A 26,384-nucleotide genomic window follows, 5' to 3' on the forward strand; every position below is an offset into this window, starting at 1 on the left:
CCCCTGAAATCCGGAACGGACGGGGCTCGCACGAACGCCTGCGCTGACCACCGACCGCGCGCAACACGCCGGTGACCTGCGCGTCCCGAATCAAGCACGATTTCGTCAACCGGACTTTACCGGAGGGCCGGGGGGCATTGAAGGGGCGCCGGGACCGGCCCGGGCCCACGAAGGAACGACTGCCCGCCTGGACCACGCCCGCCGGTCGCGATGCCCCCGCCATCCACAGGGCAGGAAGGCCCCGCCCGGCTCAGGTCACCGGTGTGCCGTTGGCGTCGAGCACGGCGCCGGCGAGGTAGAGCGAGCCGCAGATGAGCACCCGCGCCGGCGGCACCGTGGGCACGGTCGCGAGGCTGTCGAGCGCGCTCGCCACGTCGGGTGCCACCCGCGCCCTGATGCCGAGGCTGGCGGCCGCCGCGGCCACGTCCTCCGGCTTCAGGCCGGCGGGATTGTCCGGCACCGGCACCGCCACCGCCTCCCGCACGAGGCCCGCGAACGGGGCGAGGAAGCCGGTCACGTCCTTGGTGCCGAGCATGCCGATGACCATCACCAGCGGGCGGGAATAGCGCTCCTCCAGCCCGCACAAGGCGTGGGCGAGGGCGGCGCCGCCGGCGGCATTGTGGCCGCCGTCGAGCCACACCTCGGCGCCGGCGGGGGCGCGCGCCACCAGGGCGCCGGTGGAGAGGCGCTGCAGGCGCGCCGGCCATTCGGCGGAAAGAATGCCCGCCTCCTGCGCCGCGGCGGAAAGGCGCAGGCTGCGCAGGGCCGCCACCGCGAGCCCCGCATTGTCGATCTGGTGCGGCCCCACGAGGCGCGGACGCGGGAGGTCCACGAGCCCGTCCTCGTCCGAATAGACGAGGCGCCCGGCCTCCTCATGCACGTGCCAATGCTCGCCGCGCACGAACAGGGGCGCATGGAGCCGCTGCGCCGCGCGCTCGATCACGGCCAGCGCCCCGGGCTGCTGCGCGCCCGCCACCACCGGCACGCGCGGCTTGATGATGCCCGCCTTCTCGCCGGCGATGGCCTCCACCGTCGCGCCCAGGAAGTCCACGTGGTCGATGGAGACGGGAGTGATGACGCTGGTGCGCGGCGAGGGCACCACATTGGTGGCGTCGAGCCGGCCGCCCAGGCCCACCTCCAGCAGCAGCACGTCCGCCGGATGCTCGGAGAACAGCACGAAGGCGGCCGCGGTGGTGATCTCGAAGAAGGTGATGGGCGCGCCGCCGTTGGCTGCCTCCACCCGGTCGAGGGCATCGGCGAGCAGGGTGTCGCTCACCAGCTCGCCCCGGCCCGGCGCGCCGAGGCGGATGCGCTCGTTGAAGCGCACCAGGTGCGGCGAGGTGTAGACATGCACCAGCCGGCCCGAGGCCTCCAGCATGGCGCGCATGAAGGCGATGGTGGAGCCCTTGCCGTTGGTGCCCGCCACGTGGATCACCGGCGGCAGCCGCCGCTCCGGATGGCCGAGCGCCTCCATCAGCCGCTCCATGCGGGAGAGGGAGAGGTCGATCTTCTTCGGATGCAGCGCGGAGAGGCGCGCGAGGATCTCCACGGGCTCGGACTTCAGCTGCGGCAGGGCCATGGTCGTCGGGTGCCTTCGAATGCCTCAGGCCGCCACCGGGCCGGGCAGCCGGCCCTGGGGCGGCAGCGCGGGCGCCTTCACGAGCAGGCGGCAGAGCCGGCCCAGGGTCTCGCGCATCTGGTGCCGGTGCACCACCATGTCGATCATGCCGTGGGCCACGAGATATTCGGCGCGCTGGAAGCCATCGGGCAGCTTCTCGCGGATGGTCTGCTCGATCACGCGCGGGCCGGCGAAGCCGATCAGCGCGCCGGGCTCGGAGATCTGCACGTCGCCCAGCATGGCGTAGGAAGCGGTGACGCCGCCCGTGGTGGGATTGGTGAGCACCACGATGTAGGGCTTCTTCGCCTCGCGCAGCTCCTGGATGGCGGCGGTGGTGCGCGGCATCTGCATGAGCGAGAGGATGCCCTCCTGCATGCGGGCCCCGCCCGAGGCGGCGAACATGATGAAGGGCGTGCCCTTCTCGGCCGCGGTCTGCAGGCCCTTCACCACCGCCTCGCCGGCGGCCATGCCGAGCGAGCCGCCCATGAAGCCGAAATCCTGCACGGCGATGGTCACCGGCAGCTCCTCCAGCAGGCCGGTGGCCACCTTCACGGCGTCCTGGTAGCCGGTCTTGGCGCGGGCGTCCTTCAGGCGGTCGATATAGCGGCGCTCGTCGCGGAACTTCAGGGGGTCGATGGCGACCTCCGGCAGCGGCACCTCCTCGTACACGCCGTTGTCGAAGGTGGCCTTGAGGCGCTGCACGGCGTCCATGCGCATGTGATAGCCCGAGCCGGGGATCACATAGAGGTTCGCCTCCAGGTCCTTGTGGAACACCATCTGCCCGGTTTCGGGGCATTTCACCCACAGGTTCTCCGGAACCTCGCGGCGCGCCAGGAAATCGCGGATCTTCGGGCGGACGACGTTGGAAATCCAGTTCACGGGGCTTTTCTCCGGGGACGGGCGGTCATCGCCGCGCGTCGCGGTGCAGCATTTGCTCAACTTCTTTTAATGGCAAGCGGGTCGCGGCGAAAGTGCGGCAAGGTGAGCACCACCGGCCTCGGCTCAGCGATCCTGCCGGAAATAGGGGCGTCCGCGCAGGCGCAGGAACACGACCGGCGAGGCCATGAGCAGCGCGCCCACCGCGAAGGCGCCCACCGCGACAGCCGTGCCCAGCACGCCCGCGTCCGCCGCCGCGACAAAGATGGCGATGCCCAGAGGATAAAACAGCACCACCGCCGTCATGAGCCCCGGCGAGAAGCGCCCGCGGGTCAGCAGGAACGGCAGCACGTGGAAGAAGGTGGCATTGATGAGCATCAGCGCGGCGAAAACAAGTGCAGCGAATGGGATGCTGGCCGCAAGCTCCGCCTGCACGATGCCCAGCACCACCACGATGGCGTTGGTGACATAGAAGTCGCCCCATTCCACCGGCAGGCCGATGACGGCGCGCGCCCAGTCCCGCCAGTTGAACTGGTACTCTTCCATCATGTGAATGGCATAGGCCGCGAGGGCCAGCCAGGCGAGATCGGTCAGCGTCATGGCCCGGCTCCGCCGAAATGCCGAAGGCACCGCAGCCCGGCGCCGAGCGCATTTTACCCTCGCCGCCCCCGCCGCTCAACGGCGTACGGCGCGCACCGCCTCGGCCAGGCTTTCCACCAGCGCCTCTACGGCGGGCACGGTGTTGGCGGTCGCCCTTCCCTCGCCGTCGAGGGTGCGGCGCACCGCTTCCACCAAAGCGGAACCCACCACCACGCCGTCGGCGCCGGCGGCGATCGCCTTTGCCTGCTCGGGCGTCTTCACGCCGAAGCCGACGGCCACCGGCAGGTCGGTGTGGCCCTTGATGCGCGCCACCGCGCGGCCCACCGCGTCCGCATCCGGCGTGGCGGAGCCGGTGATGCCGGTGATGGAGACGTAATAGACGAAGCCCGCCGTGTGCTTCAGCACCGTGGGCAGGCGCGCGTCGTCGGTGGTGGGGGTGGCGAGGCGGATGAAATCGATGCCCGCCGCCAGCGCCGGCAGGCACAGCTCGTCGTCCTCCTCCGGCGGCAGATCCACGATGATGAGGCCATCCACGCCGGCGGCGCGCGCATCGGCGAGGAAGCGGTCCACGCCGTAGACGTAGATGGGGTTGTAGTAGCCCATCAGCACGATCGGGGTCGCGTCGTCCTCGGCGCGGAACGCCTTCACCATGGCGAGGGTCTTCGCCAGGGTCTGCCCGCCCTTGAGGGCCCGGAGGCCGGCGGCCTGGATGGCCGGGCCGTCGGCCATGGGATCGGTGAAGGGGATGCCCAGCTCGATGATGTCCGCGCCGGCGCCCGGCAGCGTCCTCAGGAGGCCGAGGGAGGTCTCGGCGTCGGGATCGCCGGCGGTGATGAAGGTGACGAGGGCGGGACGGCCCTCCTCCTTGAGCGCGGCGAAGCGGGCGGCGATGCGGGTGGTCATCGGATGGGACATGCCATGGTTGCCTCTCCCCATGCGGGAGAGGTCGCGCTCACTGGGCGCTGGTGATCTCGCAATTGGCGGCCTTGGCGGAGGTGGCGCCGAGCAGGCGCACCTGGTCGCTGCCGGTGGTGCCGCCGACGACCGAGAACAGGGTGGTGGACGAGGTGCCGAGGGTCTGCCCGCCGCCCGTGAAGGTGCAGGTGACGACCACCTGGCCGAATATGCCCGAGGTCGCGTTGGCCACCGCCACCGAGACGAACGCCCCGGCAGGATCGGTGCGAACGGGACCGGAGGAGAGCTTCAGCCCTTCCGGGATGCCCGCCGCGTCGGCGGCGCCGACGGCGAGAAGCGGGAAAGCGACGGCACAGGCGACCTTGAAACCCTTCGAGATCATAGGCTTGCCCCCAGAATCTCGGCCACCTGCGGCACGTCCTTGTCGCCGCGGCCCGAGAGGTTGACCACCATCAGATGATCCTTCGGCCGCTGCGGCGCGAGCTCCAGAACCTTGGCGACGGCATGGGCGCTTTCCAGCGCCGGGATGATGCCCTCGAGCTTGGTCAGGATCTGGAACGCGTCCAGCGCCTCCTGGTCGGTGCAGGGGATGTACTTCACCCGCCCCACGTCATTGAGCCAGGAATGCTCCGGGCCGATGCCAGGATAATCGAGCCCGGCGGAGATGGAATGCGCCTCCTGGATCTGGCCGTCGTCGTCCATCAGCAGGTAGGTGCGGTTGCCGTGCAGCACGCCGGGGCGCCCGCCCTCGATGGCCGCGGCATGCTCCCCGGTGGAGATGCCGCGCCCGGCGGCCTCGACCCCGAAGATCTCCACGGACGGCTCGTCCAGGAACTCGTGGAACAGGCCCATGGCGTTGGAGCCGCCGCCCACCGCGGCCACCAGGCTGTCCGGCAGGCGGCCCTCCATCTCCAGCATCTGGGCGCGGGTCTCGCGGCCGATGATGGACTGGAAGTCACGCACCATGGCGGGATAGGGGTGCGGGCCGGCGACCGTGCCGATGCAGTAGAAGGTGTCGGAAACGTTGGTGACCCAGTCGCGCAGCGCCTCGTTCATGGCGTCCTTCAGGGTGCGCGAGCCGGACTGCACCGGCACCACCTCGGCGCCGAGCAGCTTCATGCGGAACACGTTGGGCGCCTGGCGCTCCACGTCCACCGCGCCCATGTAGACCACGCACTTCAGCCCGAAGCGCGCGCACAGGGTGGCGGTGGCCACGCCGTGCTGGCCGGCGCCGGTCTCGGCGATGATCCGCGTGCGGCCCATGCGCCGGGCGAGCAGGATCTGCCCGAGCACGTTGTTCACCTTGTGGGAGCCGGTGTGGTTCAGCTCCTCGCGCTTCAGGTACACCCGGGCGCCGCCGAGGTGCTCGGAGAGGCGCTCGGCGAAATAGAGCGGCGAGGGGCGGCCCACATAGTGCGAGAGGTAGGAATCCATCTCGGCCTGGAAGGCGGGGTCGGCGCGGGCGGCCTTGTAGGCCGCCTCCAATTCCAGGATGAGCGGCATCAGGGTCTCGGCCACGAAGCGGCCGCCGTGGATGCCGAAGTGGCCGCGATCATCGGGGCCGGTGCGGTAGGAATTGGGCGCGTTCACGAAGCCTGGGCTTTCGATGGGAGGTTCGGACTATGGCCGGCGGCGGCGCTGGCGCGGCGCGCGGCGGCGACGAAGGCGTGGATCTTCTCGGGCGATTTCACCCCGGGCGCCGTTTCGACCCCCGAGGAGACGTCCACCCCGTCCACGCCGGTCGCCGCGATGGCCTCGACGACGTTGCCGGCATCAAGTCCTCCGGAAAGCATGAGCGGGCGACCGGCGTCAAGGCCGCGGATCAGGTCCCAGTCGAACACCCGCCCGTTGCCGCCGGGCAGCAGGGCGCCGGGCGCGGGCTTGGCGTCGAACAGCAGGCGGTCGGAAACGGCGGCGTAGGCGCCCACGCGGGAAAGGTCGTCCCGCGTCGCCACCGGCAGCGCCTTCATCACCGGGCGGCCGAAGCGGGCGCGGATCTCGCGTGTCCGCTCCGGCGTCTCGGCGCCGTGGAGCTGCAGGATGTCGGGATCGAGGGCGGCGATCACCTCGGCGATGAGCGCGTCGTCGGCATTCACCATGAGCGCCACCTTCAGCGCCCGCCCGCGCACATGGGCGGCGAGGGCCCGCGCAGCGGCCAGCGGCAGGTGGCGCGGGCTCTTCGGAAAATGCACGAAGCCGACAAGGTCGGCCCCGGCCTCCAGCGCCGCGTCGAGGGCCTCCATGGTGGTGAGGCCGCAGATCTTGATGTCGAAACCCATGGATCAGATCCCCCGATGGATCCGCCCCGCCCCGGGCGCATGCCCGCGCGCCCGCCGGCGGAACCGACGGGCGCGGCCCCTCAGAACTCCAGCTGCGTGAACTGGCCTGCCTTGCGGAAGCGCCAGAGGTAAGTGGGCAGCTCCACCCGCAGCGCGGTGGAGGTGACGCCGAGGCCGTCGAGGGTGCGCCCCTCGCTCTTGGCCGCCTCGGAGACCACGTTGTCAGCCTTCAGCATGGCCACCTGGTCGGTGGTCAGCGGCGCGCCGGGAATCCACTGGGTGAGAGCGGCGATCAGGCCGGCGAGACCGAACGGCAGCGAAATGAGCGCCTTGCGGGCGCCGATCTCGCGCAGCATCAGTTCCATCAGTTCCTTGAAGGTGCGCACCTCGGGCCCGCCCAGCTCATAGGTGGCGCCGGCCTTGGCCTTGCCGTCCACCGCGCGGGCGACGGCGAGGGCCACATCGCCCACGAACACGGGCTGGAAGCGGGTGGCGCCGCCACCGATCAGCGGCAGCGCCGGAGAAAGCTGCGCCATGGCGGCGAAACGATTGAAGAAGGTGTCCTCCGGCCCGAATAGCAGCGAGGGACGCAGGATCACGGCGGCGCCGTGGGCGGCCTTCACCGCCTCCTCGCCGTCGGCCTTGCTGCGGCCGTAGCCCGAGGGGGATGCCTTGTCGGCGCCGATGGCGGAGGTGTGAACCAGCGGAACGGACGCCCTGGCGGCGGCGCTCGCCACCGCCCGCGCGCCGGCCACGTGCAGCGCGTCGTAGCGCTGCCGGCCGCTCTCCACCAGCACGCCCACGAGGTTCACCACCACGTCGGCGCCCGCCACGGCGCGCTCCACCGACTCGGGGTAACGCACGTTGGCCTGCACCACCTGGATCTGGCCGACATAGCCGAGCGGCTGGAGGAAGCCCGCGAGCTCGGGCCGCCGCACCGCCACCCGCACGCGATAGCCCCTGAGCGCCAGCGCGCGCACCACGTGCCGGCCCAGGAAGCCGGAGCCTCCGAACACCGTCACGAGGCTGTCGCTCACCGGACGATCGGTCACCGCGAAATCGCTCACGGCCACGTCGCTCATGCCTGACCCCCGCTGCTGTCTGCCTGTCCGGCGGGCCCGTTCGCGGAGCCTTGCCCCGCGCCGCCGCCGCACACACTATATTAGAACGCCGGCACGACATACGCGATGGAGACGGTTTCCGTCCAGCGGCCAGACGGCCGCGGCGCCCCGCGCGGGCACGGAACGGCATCGTTCGGCGGCTCCGAGTCCGTCTTGACGGCGGCGCCGGTCCCCACTATAAGCCCGGCACTTCGCAGGCGGCGCGAGCCGCAAGCGTTTTCAGCCATTCCAACGCAGGACGGGTTGGCCGCGAGGCTTTGATCCGCATTGCGCTAACCAGCAAGGACGGCCGATGGCCAATACGCCTTCCGCCAAGAAAGCGGCGCGCAAGATCGAGCGCCGGACCGAAGTGAACCGTTCGCGTCGCTCGCGCGTGCGCACCTATCTGCGCAAGCTCGAGGATGCCATCAGCACCGGCGACGCCGCTGCCGCCTCCGCCGCCTTCAAGGTTGCCGAGCCCGAGATCATGCGGGCCGTCACCAAGGGCGTGCTGCACAAGAACACCGCCTCCCGCAAGGTGTCCCGCCTCGCGGCCCGGGTGCGCAAGCTCAGCGCCTGATCGCGGCGCCGCGCGCCCCGCGCGCTTCACCTGCCCGCAGGTTCCCGAAGGCCCGGCTGAGCCGGGCCTTTTTTGTGCCTGCGTACCGTCTCGCGGCAGAGAATCGCCGGGCTTGCGCAATCTCTCCGGCGCGTCAAGCCAGCCCCGGTTCGGCGGTCACGCGGCCGTTTTTCCTCTCCTCCCCGATCGCGCAGAAAATCGATATGCGGCTTAGCGACTTACAGGGCAAAGGCGGAAGCCCGCTCTGCCCCCTTCCCACCCCGGGTACTTCGACACCTAAGGAGGGGCCTTCCGCAGAGTCGGCACGATCTTACGGAACCCTTGGATTCTCGCAGCTTCGCCAGAGGTTTGCCGACTGCTCCGCGCGCCTGTGAAAAGGCCCCGGAGCGACCTTTTTACCCGCTATCCCACAGTGGCGGGGAAAGGCGTTGCACCCCCGGGAGGGGCTGTGTATGGTCAAATTCACCTCGGGGGCGACGCCGAGTTTTCACCGACAGATTGAAGATTTAAAGACTCTTCGTGGCAGAGGAGGGGGAGGTCGTGACTTTAACTATACATGACACCCTGCGGTTCCACCGCACCTGCCACGCAGATGCACTTCGGACTGCGGCAGCCATGCCGGGAGTGGGCATCAGTTCCACTCTCGGGTGATTTAAAAGCAGCAAGAAATCTGGTTCATTGAAGCGGCAGCCGGGGCGTACCCGCCGACGGTAGAGGGAGCGGCTATGACTTCACGCACACATGGCGCATCGAATGCGGCAGCTCTTGCTTCCTCCCCGGTCCTCCGGAGCGCCATGCGGCCCGTTCCCATCGCATCTTCGATTCCGGGGCGCGCCGCCGCGCCCCGCCCCGTGGCCCCCGCGACGGCGAGCACATGATGCCGCGTTAGCGTGACGTCCGACGGGTAAAGGCCACATCGTCTGATCCAACCCGCGCATGAGGACCGCGCCGCCCACCGGGGCGCGAGGGAGATCTGCGCTTCAATCGGGACCGCGCCTCGCGGCGCGGAAGGCTTTCTATGCTCAAACCGCACACGACCGATGACTCACAACCCGGCAGAGCCGCCATCGCGGCCGGCCTTGCCGCCAATGTTGGGACCGATGCCGAAATGACCCCCTGGGAGCGCGTCCGCCAGCGCCTGCACGAAGAGATCGGTGAAGAGAAGTTCTCCAGCTGGTTCGCCCGCATGGAGCTCGACGGCCTCACCGGCGACGCCGTGCACCTCTCGGTGCCCACGCGATTCCTGAAGTCCTGGATCCAGGAGAACTACCTGCCGCGAATCTGCGAGCTGTTCGCGGAGGAGAGCGGCGCGCGCCGGCGCGTGGATGTGGCCGTGCGCAGCGCCGTGGCCCGTCCCATGCCGCTGAAGGCCACCGGCCGGCGCGAAGTGGTGAGCGAGCGCAGCCCCGAGGCGCGCCCCACCGCCCCCGCGACGCCCTTGGCAGCGCCTGCCCCGGTCCAGGCCAGCGCCACCGTCAATTCCATCGCCTCCGACATGTCCTCGGGCTCGCCGCTCGACGCGCGCCTGACCTTCGACACCTTCGTGGTGGGCAAGTCCAACTCCCTCGCCCATGCGGCCGCCCGCCAGGTGGCCGAGGCCGCGAGCGGCGCCAACCCGGTGTTCAACCCGCTCTACCTCCACGCGGCCGTGGGCCTCGGCAAGACTCACCTGCTGCAGGCGGTGGTGTGGGCGGCCGAGAAGAAGGGCCGGCGCGCCATCTACCTCACCGCCGAACGCTTCATGTACGGCTTCGTCGCCGCGCTGAAGACCCATTCGGCCATCGCCTTCAAGGATGCGCTGCGCACCATCGACACCCTGGTGATCGACGACCTGCAGTTCCTCAAGGGCAACAATTTGCAGCAGGAATTCTGCCACACCCTCAACGCCCTGCTCGACGGCGGGCGGCAGGTGGTGGTGGCGGCGGACTGCGTGCCGGCCGAGCTGGAGCATCTCGACGAGCGGGTCCGCTCGCGCCTCGCCGGCGGGCTCGTGGTGGAGCTGGCGCCGCTGGAGGAGGACCTGCGCCTCGAGATCCTGAAGGCGCGCTACCAGACCCTGGCCGAGCAGCACAAGGGCTTCACCGTGCCGGCGCCGGTGCTGGAATTCCTCGCCCGCTCCTTGGGCCAGAGCGGCCGCGACCTCGACGGCGCGCTCAACAAGCTGCTCGCCTTCAACCAGCTCACCGGCGAGCCGGTGACCCTGGAGATGGCCGAGAACGCCATCAAGGACATCATCCGCCCCTGCGACCCGAAGCGGGTGCGGGTGGACGACATCCTGCGCATCGTGGCCAAGCACTACAACGTCTCGCGCGCCGATCTCCTGTCCCAGCGCCGCACCGCCAACGTGGTGAAGCCGCGCCAGGTGGCCATGTACCTCGCCAAGACCCTCACCCTGCGCTCCCTGCCGGAGATCGGCCGGCGCTTCGGCGGGCGGGACCACACCACCGTGCTGCACGCCGTGCGCAAGATCGACCGCCTCGTCGGCACCGATCGCGTGCTCGCCGACGAGATCGAGGTGCTGAAGCGCGCGGTGCAGGAGGCCTGAGGGCCACCACGCGCCAGCGACGGGTTCTGCCAGAAGGCCGGCGGGGGCGCTCCGCCGGCCTTCTGCGTTTTGCCGGCAAGGCAGCGCACCTTGGGCTGTGGATCGGCGGGGACAAGCCGGACCTCGGCGGGAATTTCGCCGCCCGCCCTTGCTTTGCGCGGGCATGGGCGGCAATGTCGGCGGCCCGGCGCGCGCTCTCGCGTGCGTCCGCCACCCAGGAGCCGTTCCGGCCCCGCCCCGCGCGGGAAGGGCCGGGCCGCTGCTCCGCCCCTCGAATTTGGAGGCGGCCCCGCCGTCCGGATCTTCAGCATCCGGCGGGTCCTCTTCCGGAGCGCTTCCGCGCGAGGCCGATGCCGGCCCGCGTGAGGAGGCGTGAAGCATCAATGGCCCGAAGTGCCCGCCGCGCGCCCTGCGCCCGCGGCGGCCGCTACGGGGCGAAGAACGAACGGGCCTGGGCCATGAAGGTCACCGTCGAGCGCACCGAGCTTCTCAAGTCGCTGAGCCACGTGCACCGCGTCGTGGAACGGCGCAACACCATCCCGATTCTCGCCAACGTGCTCATCCGCGCGGGCAAGTCCGGGCTGGAGCTCAAGGCCACCGACCTCGACCTGGAGGTGGTGGAGACCGTGCCCGCCGAGGTGGGCCAGCCCGGCGGCACCACCGTGCCCGCGCACGTGCTCTACGACATCGTGCGCAAGCTGCCCGAGGGCGCCCAGGTGCAGCTCGAGGCGGGTGGCGAGCGCGGCACGCTCACCGTGCGCGCCGGCCGCGCCCGCTTCCAGCTCCAGACCCTGCCCGAGGACGACTTCCCCGACCTCGCCGCCGGCGACTTCCCGCACACCTTCAAGGTGAAGGGCGTGGAGTTCCGCCGCCTGGTGGACAAGACCCAGTTCGCCATCTCCACCGAGGAGACGCGCTACTACCTCAACGGCATCTACCTGCACGTGACCGACCCGGCGCAGACCAGCAAGCCCATGCTGCGGGCGGTCGCCACCGACGGCCACCGCCTTGCCCAGGCCGAGCTGGAGGCGCCGGAGGGCGCGGCCGGCCTGCCGGGCGTCATCGTGCCCCGCAAGACCGTGGCCGAGATCCAGAAGCTCCTGGAGGACAAGGAAGCGGAGGCCACCGTCTCCATCTCCTCCACCAAGATCCGGGTGCAGGTGGGCGCCATCGTGCTCACCTCCAAGCTGATCGACGGCACCTTCCCCGACTACGGCCGCGTGATTCCCCAGGGCAACGACAAGATCCTGAACGTGGACAAGGACGAGTTCGCCGCCGCGGTGGACCGCGTCTCCACCGTGTCCAGCGAGCGCGGGCGGGCGGTGAAGCTCTCCCTCGCCGAGGGCAAGCTCACCTTGTCGGTCACCAATCCCGATTCGGGCAGCGCCACCGAGGAGCTGGAGGTGGATTACGCCGCCGAGCCGCTCGATATCGGCTTCAACTCCCGCTACCTGCTCGACATCACCGCCCAGCTCGAGGGCGACACCGCAGAGCTGAAGCTGGCGGACCCCGGCTCGCCCACGCTGGTGCGTGACTCCACCAGGACCGACGCCCTCTACGTGCTGATGCCCATGCGGGTGTGAGCGCCCGCGCGCCGCCTCGAAGGCAGCGCGCGACCAGAGCGTTTTCGAGCGACGTGGAAACCGGTTCGCTCGAAAACGCGTCAATTCAGGAATCGAGGGCATTTCCCGTTTCCATGAAACGGGGAAATGCCCTAGAGCAATTCCAGCAAGAACGCGCAGCGGTTTTGCGTCCGGAATTGCGTCGAACCAATAAGTTAGAGCATTTCCGGCGGACCGGTTTTCGCCGGAAATGCTCCAGGATCGGCCGTCCGCCGAGGCCGCGCCTCCTCATTTTCCGGCCATGCTTCACGCCCGCATCCGCACCCTCGCCCTCACCCGCTTCCGCTCCTACGGGGCGGCGCAGCTCATGGTGGGCGAAGGCATGGTGGTGCTCACCGGGCCCAACGGCGCCGGCAAGACCAATGTGCTGGAAGCGGTGTCCTTCCTCTCCCCCGGCCGGGGGCTGCGGCGCGCCCATCTCACCGAGGTGGGCCGGCAGGGGCCGGAGGCCGGCCTCGGCGCGCCGGGGAGCTGGGCGGTTTCCGCACGGGTGGAGGGCGCGCTCGGCGAGGCGCGACTCGGCACCGGCCTCGACGGATTGGAGACGCCCCAGCGGCGCTGCCGCATCGACGGCGAGCCCGTGCCCTCCGCCTCCGCCTTCCTCGACCACCTGAAGGTGATCTGGCTGACGCCGGAGATGGACGGCCTGTTCACCGGCCCGCCCGCCGAACGGCGGCGCTATCTCGACCGGCTGGTGCTGGCGGTGGACGCCGGCCACGGCACCCGCGTGAACGCGCTGGAGCGCGCGCTGCGCGCCCGCAACCGGCTGCTGGAGGAAAATGGCGGCCCGCGCTTCCTCGACGCCGTGGAGCACGAGCTGGCGGAGCTGGCGGTGGCGGTGGCGGCGGCGCGGCTGGAGACGGTGGCGCGCCTTTCCGCGGAGATCGCCGCCCACCGCGACGATGCCTCCCCCTTCCCGTTCGCCCGGATCGCGCTCGAAGGTGCGCTGGAACGGCTCGTCGCCGAGATGCCGGCGCTGGAGGCCGAGGATCGCTACCGCGCCCTGCTGCGCGACAATCGCAACCGCGACCGCGCCGCCGGCCGCACCCTGGAGGGCCCGCACCTGTGCGACCTCGAGGTGAGCCACGGGGTGAAGGAGCTGCCGGCCGCGCGCTGCTCCACGGGGGAGCAGAAATCCCTGCTCATCGGCCTCACCCTCTCCCATGCGCGGCTGGTGGCGGCCATGCAGGGGCTGTCGCCGGTGCTGCTTCTGGACGACGTGGCGGCCTATCTCGATTCGCAGCGCCGGGAGGGCCTGTTCGAGGCGCTGGCGCGGCTGGGCGCCCAGGTCTGGATGACGGGGGCCGATCCCGCAGCCTTCGCGGCCCTCGACGGCGCCGAGCGCTTCACCGTTTCGCCCGGCCGGGTGGTGCCGGCCGGTTGATGCCATCGGCCCTGGTCTTTGACCGGCGCCGAGTGGGTCCGCTCAAGCGCCGCGCGGTCTTAACCAAGGCACTTGAGTCGAACTCACGGGCCTTGGTATGAGCGCCGCCGCGGCATGCGAAAAAAGACGCCAGATGGCCATTCCGACCGGAAGTGTTGCATGCAGGCCACCCGAACGGCGACGGCGCGTGCTACAGCCTTTCCCGCGCCGGTGGGAAACCCGTGAGCGGATTTTTCCGTGGCGTTAACCTTAACGATACCTCACCGCGATGAGATACGCAGAAAGCAGGCGGGCCTCCGGCTGCGCGCCGTGCGTTGATGCGCGATGGCAACCCGTTCCCTCCGTGTTGGGCAGACCATGGCCAGTGATCCCATAAAGCCCGAGTTTCTCTCGCGTCGCCTGTTCGTTCTCGCGGCTCCCCTCATGCTCGCCGCCTGCGTCACCAATTCGCCGCCGCCGGTGAGCCCCATGGCGCGCATGTACGGCCCCATCGACGGCGAGCCGCACCCGGTGGACGCCACCGACATCAGCGAGGTGGACCCGAAGTTCCTGCGCCAGGAGGTGGCCTATCCGCGCCACCTGCCCCCGGTGGCGCCCGGCACCATCGTGGTCGATATCAACGAGAAGTACCTCTACCTCGTCCAGAAGGATGGCAAGGCGCTGCGCTACGGCGTCGGCGTGGGCAAGCAGGGCTACTCCTTCAAGGGCTGGGCCGCCGTCAAGCGCAAGGAGAAGTGGCCGCACTGGACGCCCACGGCCAACATGATCAAGCTCCAGCCCCAGCGCTACGGCCCCTATGCCGCCGGCCTGCCGGGCGGCGAGGACAACCCGCTCGGCCCCCGCGCGCTCTATCTCTATGACGGCGACCGCGACACCATGTTCCGCATCCACGGCACCATCGAGCCCTGGAGCATCGGCCAGCAGGTGTCCTCGGGCTGCATCCGCCTGCTCAACCAGGACATCATCGACCTCTATGAGCGCGTGCCCAGCGGCACCCGCGTCTACGTCGCCGGCTGAGCCGCGGCGCCTTCCGGTCAGGGGCGCGGGCGGCGACTGTCGCACTGCCCGCGCCATGGCCCGGCCAATGCGCTCCGCCCTCCGGTTCGAGGAGGGCGGGCGGCGCCCTTCCCTCGCCCTCAGCCCAGCAGGTCCCGGAGCGTCAGGGCGATGACCTCGGTCGCCTTGTCCAGGTCGGACAGGCGCAGGTTCTCGTCGGCGCGGTGGCCATTGGCTTCCTCGATGGTGCGGGGACCGGCGCCGTAGAGCACCACGGGCACGCCCGCTTCCGCATAGAGCCGCGCGTCGGTGTAGAGCGGCACGCCGGTGGGGCGCACCTCCTCCCCCACCACGGCGGAGGCGTTGCGGCAGATGACGGCGGCGAGGTGCCGCGCGCCTTCGCCGGGCACCAGCGGCCGCGCCAGCAGGATGCGGCGGACGGTCAGGCGCGCCTGCGGGAAATCGGCCGCCGCGCGGGCGATCACCGCGCGCACCTCCTCCTCCACCTGCTCCGGGCTCTCGCCCGGCACGATGCGCCGGTCGAGGCGGAACACCACCCGGTCCGGCACCACATTGGTGTTGATGCCGCCGGAGATGAGCCCCACGTTGAGCTGCGGCGCGCCGATGCCCGCGACCTCCGACACCTTGCCCTTCAGCGTGCCGCGATAGGCGTAGAGAGCCGAGAGGATGTGCGTCGCCGCCTCCAGGGCATCGATGCCGGTGGCGGGAATGGCGGCGTGGGCGGAGCGGCCGCTCACCTCCACCTCCAGGTGCAGGCAGCCGTTGTGGGCCCACACCACCGCATAGCTGAAGCCGGCGGAAACGGCATAGTCGGGCTTCGTGAGGCCCTGCGCCAGCAGCCAGCCCGGCCCCACCTCGCCGCCGATCTCCTCGTCATAGGTGAAATGCAGCTCCACGGCGCCCTTCAGCGGCAGGCCCGAGCGCTTCAGCGCGTCGAGGGCAAAGGCGTAGGTGGCGAAATCGGATTTCGAGACCGCGACGCCCCGGCCATACATCACCCCGTCCACCACCTCGGCGCCATAGGGATCGTGGGTCCAGCCCTCGCCGGGCGGCACCACGTCGCCATGGGCGTTGAGGGCGACGGTGGGGCCGGCGCCGAAGCGGTGGCGCACGATGAGGTTGGTCACCGAGACCATGCCCGCCGCCTTCACCGTCGGCTCCGGCACGGCGTGGCGCTCCACGGTGAAGCCAAGCTCCTCCAGCAGGGCGGCGGCGCGGGCCGCGTGGGGCGCGCAGTCGCCGGGCGGGTTGTCGGAGGGCACCTTCACCAGCTCGGCCAGGAAGCGGCGCCGGTCCTCCGCCCGTTCGGCGATGAGGCGGCGCAGCAGGTCGGCTTCGGTGGCGGGCATGGATCGATCCTCGCGTGGCAGGTGCCGCGGCTTCGGCGCAGGAAACGGAGGGCGCGGCAGGCCCGGCGGCATGGCACGGGCCGGCGCGGCGCGCAACGGACCTCTCCCGGCACCGGGCGCAGCGACGGCGGGCCGGGCGGTGATCCGTGGGCACGGACCGGCGCAAAGGGGGCGCCCTGCTCTCTCGCGATTTTCAACGTAATATCAATGCATTAATATCTGGCACTTTTCGACGGGCGGGGGAGCGGAAGGCATTGCCGGGCATCGCCCGGAAGGGTCTCCCCCGCCGGCGGGCAAAGGTGTTTTGCTCCCCGTGAAACGCGGGCGCGGGCATTTCGCCGTCGGTCCCGGCCTGCGCCGGTTCAGTTTCGCCCGAGCGCCGCGCGGGCCTGGCCATGGGCCCATGAAGGGTGTTCACGGGCCTCGGGCGTCACTCGGCCGCCTGCGCCCGCGCGGCTGGTGGGGCGCGGAAGCGCGCCAGAAGCTCCGCTTCCTCCGCCTTCGCCGCGGCCAGATGGCGGGCCTTCACCGGCCCGTAGCCCCGGATCTTCTCCGGGATGGAGGCCAGGGCCGTCGCGAGGGCATGATTGTCCCGGTCGAGGCGGGCGAGCACCTCGTCCATCAGCCGCTCGTAATCGGCGATCAGGGCGCGTTCCATCCGCCGCTCGGCGCTGTAGCCGAAGATGTCGAGGGGGGTGGCCCGCAGCCCCCTGAGCTTCGCCAGCAGCGCCAGCGCCCTGAGCATCCAGGGGCCGAAGGCGCGCTTGCGCGGCTCGCCGGTCTGCGGATCGGGCCGGGCGAAGAGGGGTGGCGCGAGGTGGAATTCAAGCCTCAGCTCGCCCTCGAAGGCGGCCTCCACCTGCCGCCGGAAGTCGCCATCGGCATAAAGGCGCGCCACCTCGTACTCGTCCTTGTAGGCCATCAGCTTGAAGAAGCCGCGCGCCACCGCCTCGGCAAGGCCGGAACGGCCGGGCGCGGCCTGCGCCTCGCGGCGGCGGGCGCGCTCCGCCAGCAGCCGGTAGCGCGCGGCATAGGCAGCGTCCTGGTAGCGCGTCAGCTCCTCCACCCGCCGGGCGATGATCTCCTCCAGGTTCAGGGACAGGCGGCGCGCGTCGCTGGGCGCCCCGCCCTGCGGCGTGGCCAGCGCCTCCACGGCGGGGAGATCATGAGCGGCGCGCCGGCCCCAGAGAAAGGCGGCCTGGTTCATGGCCACTGCCTCGCCATTGAGCGTGATGGCCTGCTCCAGCGCCTGGACCGAAACCGGCAGGGCGCCAAGCTGGCAGGCGTAGCCCAGGAGGAAGATGTTCTGCGCCAGCGCATTTCCGAACAGCGCGGCGGCAAGGCGGCTCGCCTCCACGAAGTGCGTGTTGCCGGCCCCGGCAGCGGCGGAGATGGCGCGGCGCAGGCGCTCCACCGGCAGGGCATAATCCGGGTTGCGGGCGAAGTCGCCGGGCATCACCTCGTGGGTGTTCACCACCATCACGGTCTCGCCCGGCTTCACCGCCGCCAGCACCTTCCGCGCGCCCGCCACCACCATGTCGCCGCCCAGCACCAGGTCCGCCCCGCGCGCCGGCACGCGGATGGCGGTGATGTCGGCCGGGGCCTCGGCGAGACGGATGTGGCTGAAGACCGCCCCGCCCTTCTGAGCCAGCCCGGCCATGTCGATCATGCCGCAGGCCTTGCCCTCCAGGTGCGCGGCCATGCCGAGGATGGCGCCGACGGTGACGACACCGGTGCCGCCGACCCCGGTGGCGATGATGGAATAGGTGCCGCGGATCTCGGGCCGCCGCAGCTCCGGCAGTGCCGGCCAGGGCGCGGCGCCGGCGGCAGCAGCCTCCACCTTCCTGGGCCTTGCCCCGTGCACGGTGACGAACGAGGGGCAGAAGCCGTTTACGCAGGAGAAGTCCTTGTTGCAGGAGGACTGGTCGATCTCCCGCCGGCGCCCCCACTCGGTCTCCAGCGGCTGCACCGAGACGCAGTTGGACTTCACCCCGCAGTCGCCGCAGCCCTCGCACACCCGCTCGTTGATGATGACGCGCCGGTCCGGGTCCGGGAAGGCGCCGCGCTTGCGCCGGCGCCGCTTCTCGGCGGCGCAGGTCTGGTCGTAGATGAGCACGGTGACGCCGGGCACGGCCGCCAGCTCGCGCTGCACGGCGTCCAACGCGTCGCGGTGGTGGATGGCGAGGCCCGCCGGCCAGACGGTGTTCGGCGGATACTTGCCGGGCTCGTCGGTGACCACCACCACCCGCTCCACGCCTTCCGCCGCCACCTGCCGGGCGATAGCGGGCACGGTGAGCCCGCCCTCGTGGCGCTGGCCGCCGGTCATGGCCACCGCGTCATTGAACAGGATCTTGTAGGTGACGTTCACCTTGGCCGCGCAGGCCGCGCGCAGGGCGAGACAGCCGGAATGGTTGTAGGTGCCGTCGCCGAGGTTCTGGAACACATGCGCCCGCTTCGAGAACGGCGCCTCGCCGATCCAGTTGGCGCCTTCCCCGCCCATCTGGGTGAAGCCGGTGGTCTGCCGGTCCATCCACTGCACCATGTAGTGGCAGCCGATGCCCGCATAGGCGCGCATGCCCTGGGGCACCCTGGTGGAGGAATTGTGCGGGCAGCCCGAGCAGAAATAGGGGATGCGGGCGGCGACGTCCGCCGTGGCCGCGAGCGCGGTCTGTGCCTCCTCCAGCCTCGCCACGCGGGCGGCGATGTCGGGGATGGGGCCGTAGGCGAGCAGGCGCCGGCCGAGGGCGATGGCGATGTCGTTGGGGTCGAGCGCGCCCTTCACCGGAAACAGCCAGCGCCCCGCCTCGTCCTTCTTGCCGATGCAGCAGGGCTGGTCGGCCGTGCCGTAGAGCTCCTCGCGCAGCTGCACCTCGATGAGGGAGCGCTTCTCCTCCACCACCATGATGAGGTCGAGCCCGCGCGCGAACGCTTTCAGGCCCTCGCTCTCCAGCGGCCAGGGGCAGCCCACCTTCCAGATGCGGATGCCGAGATCGTTGGCGCGCACCTCGTCGATGCCCAGCTCGTCGAGGGCGAGGCGCACGTCGAGATAGCTCTTGCCCACGGTGGCGATGCCGATGCGCGCGCGCCGCCCGCCGGAGGTGACGAGGCGGTTGAGCGCGTTCGCGCGCAGGAATGCGAGCACCGCGTCGCGCTTGTATTCCTGCAGCCGCTCCTCCTGGGCCACCGGCGTATCGCCGAGGCGGATGTTGAGGCCGCCGGGGGGCATCGCCGCATCCTCGGGCAGCACGATGCCCACGCGGTCGAGCCGGCCGTCCACCACGGCGGTGGATTCGATGGTGTCCTTCACCGCCTTGAGACCCACCCAGGCGCCGGAAAAGCGCGAGAGCGCCCAGGCGTGGAGGCCGTAGTCGATGATCTCCTGCACCCCGGCGGGGTTCAGCACGGGGATCATCACGTCCACGAAGTGGAACTCGCTCTGGTGGGCGGTGGTGGAGGATTCGCAGGTGTGGTCGTCGCCCATCAGGGCGATGACGCCGCCGTGGCGCGAGGTGCCGGCATTGTTGGCGTGGCGGAACACATCGCCGGAGCGGTCCACCCCCGGCCCCTTGCCGTACCAGAGGCCGAACACGCCGTCGAACCGGCCCTCGCCGCGCAGCTCCGCCTGCTGGGAGCCCCACAAGGCGGTGGCGGCGAGGTCCTCGTTGAGGCCCGGCTGAAAGCGGATGTCGCCGGCGGCGAGCACCTTCTCGGCGCGCATGAACTGCTGGTCCAGCCCGCCGAGCGGCGAGCCGCGATAGCCGGTGACATAGCCCGCCGTGTTCAGCCCGGCGCGCCGGTCGCGGGCCTTCTGCATGAGGGCGAGGCGCACCAGCGCCTGGGTGCCCGAGACGAGCACGCGGTCCTGGCCGAGGTCGTATTTGTCCTCCAGCGAGACGGGCTTCAATGCCATTTTGGCGCCTCCGTGCCGGCTCGTCTTTTCGGCCGCCGCGGCATGGCACCTGGATCGATCCCTGGTCCTGCCGGAACGGCGGCCCGAAGCCGTTCAACTTTAGGCTGACACGGAGTGTCGCACCCTGCAATTTCGTTGTTCCCGGCCGATTCGCAATGAAATTGCCTCGGAGTTGGGCGTGACGCATTTTGGCGCAATGCGGCATGGACCGCACGGCGCCGCGGCATGTCCGGCGGGCAGGCTCACGGATGTCGTGGGCCGTGCAATGACAGGTCACCGGCATCGCCTGGCGGGCGCGACATCCGAGGCTGCGCCGCGGCAGCCTTTGGAGCCGAGAGACGATCCGGCATGTGTGCGGCGAAGGGTCCGAGCCGGCGCATCATCAGGCGTCGATGTTCAAGCCGGGCCTTCAAGGAGTTCCACAGATTTTAGTCGTCGAATTTCGCCGAAACAACTCATGGTTGATTGCATGGCCGGCAGATTGGTCAAGCGCCTGTAGAGGCTGACGTGTCTTGCCATAAGGCTGCCACACCGATCCGCACCCGAAATAGTAATATGGCCTGGTGAGATTGACGACGCTCACCAAGGCAAATGGCTACAACCAATAATTGTGTACGCCTTTACCGCCTCATTGGTGCGTCGTGAGGCATTCCAGTCGCTCATGACGTGGCATGGAGCCGGAACACCTTTTTGGCGGGTGCGCCTTCGGCTGGCCCGGCTTGTAATCAGCCATTAGCATGCCGGCGACCATATTCGGCCGGCCGGGCGTTCGCCCGCGTGCTGTGAGGGACTGAAGGGCCATGGGTGAGTTGTTTCAGACGCCGAAGCCGAGCCATGGCCTGGATTGGACCGGCGAGCGGATGATTCTGGGGATCAGCGGCCAGGTCGAGGTCGAACATCTCCATCGCTACTTCCTGGCCCGGCAGATGTGCCGGGGGCTCGACGTGCTCGATGTTGCCTCGGGCGAGGGGTACGGCAGCGCGCTCCTGTCCCAGGCGGCGCGTTCCGTCGTCGGCGTCGAGGTGGACCCCGCCGCCGTCGAGCATGCCCGCAGCGCCTATGCCGCCGCCAACCTGAGGTTCGAGCAGGGCCGCGCGCAGGCCATTCCGCTCGACGACCAGTCGGTGGACTGCGTGGTCTCCTTCGAGACCATCGAGCACTTCTACGAGCAGGAACAGTTCCTGAGCGAGATCCGGCGCGTGCTGCGCCCGGGCGGATTCCTGCTGATGAGCTCGCCGAATCGCGACATCTACTCGCCCTTCGGCCTCGTCCCCAATCCCCATCATGTGCGCGAGCTGACCCACGACGAGTTCGCGGCACTCCTGAACGCCAATTTTCGCCAGGTCCGGCTCTTCGGCCAGCGGCCTTTGATCGGCTCCATCATCGTTCGCGAGGGCGGCGCGTCGGACACGGGCCTCGCCTGCTTCGAGAAGCGGGACGAGGACAGGATCGAGGCCGACAACGGTCTTGGCCGCGTGCTGTACTGGATCGCGATCGCCACCGACGGGGAGCTGCCGCATCTCTGTGACAGCTTTTATTTCGAGCGCGGCGGGCTCGACGACTTCATGATCGAGCTGCCGCGCCTGCGCCAGCAGCAGCGCGATCTGGAGCAGGAAGGGCGCCACCGGGCCGCGGAGGTCCAGGCGGCGATGGAGGGCCAGAAATACAAGCTTGACGCGCGCGTGGCCGAACTCGAAGCCGAGCTGCATGAGCGGCAGTCCAGGTGCGAACGCCTCGCGGCGGAGGCGAAGAGCCCGCACAACCCGCACGTCAACGCGCTGCTGGCCGAGATCGAGCTGAAGGATGCCAATTATACCCAGCTTGCGACGGAGAAGCAGGAGGCGGAGGAGAGCTTCCACCTGCGCATCAAGGCGCTGCTGGCCGAGATCGAGCTGAAGGAAAGCGGCTACGCGCAGCTGGCGGTGGAGAAGCAGAACACGCAGGGGCGCTTCGAACAGCGTGTCGACGAGCTGCTGCAGCGGATCGCCACAATGGATGCGGAGCTCGCGAAGACGCAGCGCAGCCCGGTCCGACGCTTCAAATCGAGCCGGACCTACCGGACCATGCGGGATGTCGAGCGCCACATCCGTTGGACGCTCCGTGGCCGCAAGGAAGCGCCGCCCCACGCTCCGGCCAAGGAGGCCTCCGAACCCTCGAAGCCCGAGCCACGACCGGAGGCCGCGGGAAGGCCGGCGGAGGCCCCCTCCCCCCGAGGCACGGGGTCCGACCATTATGTTCAGGACCGTTATGGCGACGAGTATCGTCCGCTCTATCAGGATCTTTTCGGCGTGGTCGATCGGTTCGCCTCGGACAGGGCGGCGTTCCGCGGCAGCGAGGATTGCACGCGGCTGCTGGAGCGGGCGCAGCGGCTTGCCGCCGCTCTGCCGACCGACAGGCTCGATGCCTCGATCATCATCCCCGTCTATGAGAACCTTCATCTGACGCTGACCTGCATCGTCTCGATCCTGGAGACGCAGACCGACCGCCGATTCGAGATTCTGGTCGGCGACGACCATTCCCCCGACGGCTCGGCGGATGTGCTCTCGGCCATCGGCGGGCCGGTGCGGGTGGTCCGGCATGAGAAGAACCTCGGGTTCCTCGGCAATTGCAATGTCACCGCCCGGTCGGCCACGGGCCGCCACGTGGTGCTTCTCAACAACGACACGCTGGTTCTGCCGGGCTGGCTGTCGGCGCTGCTGCGGGTCACCGAAGCGGACCCGGCCGTCGGCATGGTCGGCTCGAAGCTGCTCAACGGCGACGGAACGCTGCAGGAAGCCGGCGGCATCTTCTGGCGCGACGGCTCCGCCTGGAACTTCGGCCGGAACCAGGACCCGCGCCTGCCGGAATTCAACTACCTGAAGGATGTCGACTACATCTCCGGCGCCTCGATCGCGCTGCCCAGGGAGGTCTGGACCGCGCTGGGCGGCTTCGACGAGCTGTTTTCTCCCGCCTATTGCGAGGATTCAGATCTCGCCTTCCGCGTGCGGGCCCACGGGCTGAGGGTCGTCTACCAGCCGCTTTCGGAGGTCTTTCACCACGAGGGCCAAAGCCACGGCCGCGACACCAGCTCCGGCATCAAGGCCTATCAGGTCGCCAACCAGGAGAAGCTGCTCGCGCGCTGGAAGGAGACCCTGGAGAGCGAGCATTTCGCGAATGCCGTCAATGTCTTCGAGGCTCGCGACCGCAGCGGCGGAAAGCCTCACATCGTCGTCGTCGATCATTACGTTCCGCAGAAGGATCGCGATGCCGGCTCCCGCACGATGTACATGTACATCAAGCTGCTCGTGGATAGCGGCTTCCAGGTGACATTCTGGCCGGACAACCTTTATCAGGACCCCGTATATACAAGGGAATATCAACAACTCGGCGTCGAAGTCATATATGGAATTACATATTATAAGCGCTTCGCCGATTGGCTCGGTGAGCGCGCCGACCAGATCGATTATGTCTTCCTGAGCCGCCCTCATATCGCAGTCAATTATCTTGAGGCGCTGCGCCGGTTCCCGCAGGTGAAACAGATCTATTACGGCCACGATCTGCACTTCATGCGCATGGAGCGCGAGCTTGAGCTGACGCAGGACCCGGCCCTGGCGCCGAAGATCGCGGAAATGCGGGAACTGGAGGAGGGGGTCTTCTCCAGCTGCGACGTCGTGCTTTATCCCGGAAGCGAGGAAGTCGCCTATGTCCGGCAAAAGGCGCCGCACGTGCAGGCGCTGCAGCTGCCGATCTGTGTCTTCGGCGAGGACGAATTCGCCGTCGGCGAGCGGAAGATCGGCGCGGTTGCCGGCAGCGGATCGTCGAACCTGCTGTTCGTCGGAGGGTTCGGCCATCCGCCGAACCTCGACGGCGTGATCTGGCTTGAGCGGGAGGTGCTGCCGCTGCTGCGCGCGGCGAATGTCCCGTTCCACCTGACCATCGTCGGCTCCAATGCGCCGGAGGCGGTGAAGGCGCTGGCGGGGCCGGACATCGACGTGCGCGGATGGGTGACGGACGACGAGCTCGCCGACCTTTACGAGGCGACGGACGCCGCGATCGTGCCGCTGCGCTATGGCGCGGGGGTCAAGGGCAAGGTCATCGAAGCCTTCACCCGCGGCGTGCCGGTCGTCACGACCAGCGTCGGCATCCAGGGGCTGCCGGATCTGAACCATGTGGCGCTGGTCGCGGACGCGCCGGCCGACTTCGCCGCGGCGATCCGGTCGGTTCTGGAAGACCGCGCCGCCGCCGCCGCCCGCGCCCGCGCCGCGCTGGCATTCTCGCGCGATCAGCATTCCATCGCCTCCGTGCGCCGAATGCTGTCTCAGTGCATCGCCGAGCTTGGATGAGCGAAAGCAAGATGGCGGGACCGGTGAGGTCCCGCCATCTTGAGAGACGATTGCGGAAGGCTGCGGGTCGGAAGGTCCGGAAAGTCCTGCCCGCTCATGCCGGAGCGCTTCCGCCCGAACGCCGCGCGGACCTCGCGGAGGCCCGGGCCGGAAAAGGGCGACAGCCTTATTGCTGCGCCTTCCTGAGCTCGCCCACGGCCCAGTTGGCGACGGCCGCTTCGAGATAGCACCGCGCGGCCTCGAGCCCCGCCGTCAGCAGCAGACCGCCGAATCGGCCCGAGGACAGCATTTCGCGATTTTCCGGAAGAATGCCCCAGATGCGCGCGGAGATGCCGTTGCTGTCTTCGGCGGGTCCGGGGCCGTATTCGGCCAGGAAGCCCCAATCCCGACCCGGCAGCGGGTGGATCGTGAAGCCGGCCTCCCCGAACATGAGCCGAAGCCCTTCGATCGAGTAGCTCGCGATATGCCCTCTCTTGTGAGGGTCGAGATAGCCGGGATCGCTGTTGATCACGAAACTCGGCTGCGAGGAATTGAAGTAATAGACGGCTCCCGGCTCGGAGACGGCTGCAAGCTCCCGCGTCATCGTGCGCAGGATGTCGGGTGTCAGGTGCTCGATGACCTCGATGCAGACACCGGCGTCGAACTTGAGATCAAGATCATGCAGAAAGCCAACCTTGAAATTCGGGTGCTTTGAACAAAATTGCGCAGGTGGCGGGAAGGGTTCCACGCCCCAGAAACGATGACTCACCTCGGGCAGAAGCTCAGACACGGCATTGAGCAGCAGGCCGGGACCGCAACTTATGTCGAGAAAGCGATTTATGGGCCTCTTGGCGTAATAAAAAACCTCGGCCATGCGAACCAGATTTCCGCCGTACCCACGTTCTTGCGCGGCCTTGATCTCATCCGACCAATAGTCGTCATCATAAACGCGAGCTTTCCCCTTCATCGTCTCCTCGAGAAATGCGAGATCGGCCAGTATCGATCCGCAATTCTCGCAAATAAAATATGGAACATTATCAATTACATTAAAAGGCTTTTGAGCTGAATGATTGCAAACGGAGCATACGCGCCCGTGTTCCATGTCGTATTCCCCCGCCACAAATGAAGCATCTGCTTGACCGAATACCAATTGGGGATTTGCCGGTCAAATCCGCTCGGGCGCCTCTCCACCAGCGTCGCTCATCGCCCGCGCGCGAGGAGGTAGGGTGGCTTGTTTCTATGGTTTGAGCTTTCGCCCCCGTGACGGCGCGGACCCTCTCCGGCCTTCAGCCCGGCAGCAGGCGCTCGCTTTCCAGGTAGCCGGTGAGCAGGGCGAGGCCGAACAGCATCACCAGGATGGCGGCGCCGACCTCCACCGCGCCGCGGGCGATCGTCGCCCAGCGGGTGTCGCGGCCGGCGAGGCGCACCGCGAGGCGCTTGCCGTAGACCGCGAGCGCGGCGATGGCGCTGACGGTCAGCGCGGTGCCGAGGCCCATGGCGAAGGCCGACATCACGCCGGTCATGAACACCCCCTGCGACAGCGCGAAGGTGAGCACCAGGATGGCGCCCGAGCACGGCCGGGCGCCGGCCGAGACCACCGCCACGGCGGCCCGCCGCCAGCCCCCCTGCGCCAGCAGGGCGGGATCGGGCGCGTGTGCGTCGCCGCAGTCACAGTCCGCCCCGTGGATCTCCTCTCCCCGCACGGCGCGGACAAAGGCGCGCCCCTTGGTGAGGGTGAGGTAGAGCCCGAACAGCGCGATGCCGCCATAGGCCGCGATCTCCACCACGTTCATGGCCCGCGCCATGGAGACGGCGGTGGCGCCGAGCGCCAGGGCCAGGATGCCCACGAAGGCGATGGCCGCGAGCGCCTGCATCACGCCGGAGGCCAGCGAGAGCAGCGCCCCGCGCCGGAGCGTTCCGCCGTCCGCCAGGAGATAGGAGGAGATCACCGCCTTGCCGTGGCCGGGCCCGGCGGCGTGGAACACCCCATAGGCGAAGGAGAGGCCGACCAGCATGAAGGCGCCGTGGCCATCCGCCTTGGCGGCGCGCACCGCCTGCACCAGGGCGCGATAGAACTCCGCCTGCCGGGCGATGATATAGCCGCCGATGCCGGAAGCCGGCACCCCGCCGAGGCCGAAGGGGGTGGGCTTCGGGCCGGGCTGGGCATTGCCCTGGCTCACCGCCTGCCCGAGCGACTGGGCGAAGGCGAAATCGGGAAACAGCAGCAGCGCCAGCAGCAGCCCGAAGGCCGTGACGCTCAGCGCAACCACGATCGCGGGGAAGAGCCA

Annotated in this window: 18 protein-coding genes; 6 read left to right on the plus strand and 12 right to left on the minus strand. The window is 69.3% G+C overall.

Features of this window, described 5'->3' with window-relative positions:
• Window positions 1-250 precede the first annotated feature (250 nt).
• The 8 genes from V5F75_RS03255 to V5F75_RS03290 form a co-directional block, all read right to left on the minus strand.
• Window positions 251-1,579, minus strand: coding sequence for a bifunctional folylpolyglutamate synthase/dihydrofolate synthase (locus V5F75_RS03255; protein WP_394033064.1), 1,329 nt, complete (start codon window positions 1,577-1,579; stop codon window positions 251-253).
• 24 nt (window positions 1,580-1,603) lie between these two features.
• Window positions 1,604-2,497 carry an acetyl-CoA carboxylase, carboxyltransferase subunit beta gene (accD, locus tag V5F75_RS03260; RefSeq protein WP_394033065.1) on the minus strand — a complete coding sequence of 298 codons (894 nt, stop codon included), beginning with the start codon at window positions 2,495-2,497 and terminating at the stop codon, window positions 1,604-1,606.
• Between the two features lie 123 nt (window positions 2,498-2,620).
• On the minus strand, window positions 2,621-3,094 hold the full coding sequence (locus V5F75_RS03265; protein WP_394033066.1) for an HXXEE domain-containing protein: 474 nt from the start codon (window positions 3,092-3,094) through the stop codon (window positions 2,621-2,623).
• A 75-nt stretch (window positions 3,095-3,169) separates the two neighbouring features.
• Window positions 3,170-3,997: a tryptophan synthase subunit alpha gene (trpA, locus tag V5F75_RS03270; RefSeq protein WP_394033632.1), complete on the minus strand. Its 828-nt coding sequence runs from the start codon at window positions 3,995-3,997 to the stop codon at window positions 3,170-3,172.
• Between the two features lie 49 nt (window positions 3,998-4,046).
• The gene (locus tag V5F75_RS03275) at window positions 4,047-4,391 is read right to left on the minus strand and encodes a hypothetical protein (protein WP_394033067.1); all 345 of its coding nucleotides are present in this window, start codon (window positions 4,389-4,391) and stop codon (window positions 4,047-4,049) included.
• The gene (gene trpB, locus V5F75_RS03280) at window positions 4,388-5,599 is read right to left on the minus strand and encodes a tryptophan synthase subunit beta (RefSeq protein WP_394033068.1); all 1,212 of its coding nucleotides are present in this window, start codon (window positions 5,597-5,599) and stop codon (window positions 4,388-4,390) included. The genes V5F75_RS03275 and trpB overlap by 4 nt, the downstream gene beginning before the upstream one ends.
• Entirely contained in the window at window positions 5,596-6,288 is a 693-nt protein-coding gene (locus V5F75_RS03285) for a phosphoribosylanthranilate isomerase (RefSeq protein ID WP_394033069.1), read from the minus strand. Before V5F75_RS03285 ends, trpB begins: the two co-directional genes overlap by 4 nt.
• A gap of 80 nt (window positions 6,289-6,368) precedes the next feature.
• Entirely contained in the window at window positions 6,369-7,370 is a 1,002-nt protein-coding gene (locus V5F75_RS03290) for a complex I NDUFA9 subunit family protein (RefSeq protein ID WP_394033070.1), read from the minus strand.
• A 331-nt stretch (window positions 7,371-7,701) separates the two neighbouring features.
• On the opposite strand from V5F75_RS03290, the gene rpsT reads away from it, so the two are divergent.
• The 5 genes from rpsT to V5F75_RS03315 all read left to right on the plus strand — a co-directional run bounded on the left by rpsT (window position 7,702) and on the right by V5F75_RS03315 (window position 14,536).
• Window positions 7,702-7,968, plus strand: coding sequence for a 30S ribosomal protein S20 (gene rpsT / locus V5F75_RS03295; protein ID WP_394033071.1), 267 nt, complete (start codon window positions 7,702-7,704; stop codon window positions 7,966-7,968).
• 1,108 nt (window positions 7,969-9,076) lie between these two features.
• Window positions 9,077-10,513 carry a chromosomal replication initiator protein DnaA gene (dnaA, locus tag V5F75_RS03300; protein ID WP_394033072.1) on the plus strand — a complete coding sequence of 479 codons (1,437 nt, stop codon included), beginning with the start codon at window positions 9,077-9,079 and terminating at the stop codon, window positions 10,511-10,513.
• A 458-nt stretch (window positions 10,514-10,971) separates the two neighbouring features.
• Window positions 10,972-12,096, plus strand: a complete 1,125-nt coding sequence (gene dnaN / locus V5F75_RS03305; protein ID WP_394033073.1) for a DNA polymerase III subunit beta — start codon at window positions 10,972-10,974, stop codon at window positions 12,094-12,096.
• A 280-nt stretch (window positions 12,097-12,376) separates the two neighbouring features.
• On the plus strand, window positions 12,377-13,519 hold the full coding sequence (gene recF / locus V5F75_RS03310) for a DNA replication/repair protein RecF (RefSeq protein ID WP_394033074.1): 1,143 nt from the start codon (window positions 12,377-12,379) through the stop codon (window positions 13,517-13,519).
• Window positions 13,520-13,876: 357 nt separating this feature from the next.
• Window positions 13,877-14,536 (plus strand): L,D-transpeptidase, encoded by a 660-nt coding sequence (locus V5F75_RS03315; RefSeq protein ID WP_394033075.1) that lies wholly within the window; start codon window positions 13,877-13,879, stop codon window positions 14,534-14,536.
• Between the two features lie 119 nt (window positions 14,537-14,655).
• Here V5F75_RS03315 and V5F75_RS03320 read toward each other — a convergent pair whose 3' ends face one another.
• Together V5F75_RS03320 and V5F75_RS03325 are read right to left on the minus strand one after the other, a co-directional pair.
• Window positions 14,656-15,885: an ArgE/DapE family deacylase gene (locus V5F75_RS03320; protein ID WP_394033076.1), complete on the minus strand. Its 1,230-nt coding sequence runs from the start codon at window positions 15,883-15,885 to the stop codon at window positions 14,656-14,658.
• A 430-nt stretch (window positions 15,886-16,315) separates the two neighbouring features.
• Window positions 16,316-19,795, minus strand: a complete 3,480-nt coding sequence (locus V5F75_RS03325; RefSeq protein WP_394033077.1) for an indolepyruvate ferredoxin oxidoreductase family protein — start codon at window positions 19,793-19,795, stop codon at window positions 16,316-16,318.
• Window positions 19,796-20,595: 800 nt separating this feature from the next.
• On the opposite strand from V5F75_RS03325, the gene V5F75_RS03330 reads away from it, so the two are divergent.
• Window positions 20,596-24,117, plus strand: coding sequence for a glycosyltransferase (locus V5F75_RS03330; protein ID WP_394033078.1), 3,522 nt, complete (start codon window positions 20,596-20,598; stop codon window positions 24,115-24,117).
• Between the two features lie 166 nt (window positions 24,118-24,283).
• On the opposite strand, the gene V5F75_RS03335 is transcribed toward V5F75_RS03330, so the two are convergent.
• Window positions 24,284-25,198 (minus strand): class I SAM-dependent methyltransferase, encoded by a 915-nt coding sequence (locus V5F75_RS03335; RefSeq protein WP_394033079.1) that lies wholly within the window; start codon window positions 25,196-25,198, stop codon window positions 24,284-24,286.
• A 184-nt stretch (window positions 25,199-25,382) separates the two neighbouring features.
• Window positions 25,383-26,366 (minus strand): nickel/cobalt transporter, encoded by a 984-nt coding sequence (locus V5F75_RS03340; protein WP_394033080.1) that lies wholly within the window; start codon window positions 26,364-26,366, stop codon window positions 25,383-25,385.
• Between the last annotated feature and the right edge of the window lie 18 nt (window positions 26,367-26,384).

This window comes from Xanthobacter albus (assembly GCF_043194895.2).
Taxonomy (GTDB): Bacteria; Pseudomonadota; Alphaproteobacteria; order Rhizobiales; family Xanthobacteraceae; genus Xanthobacter.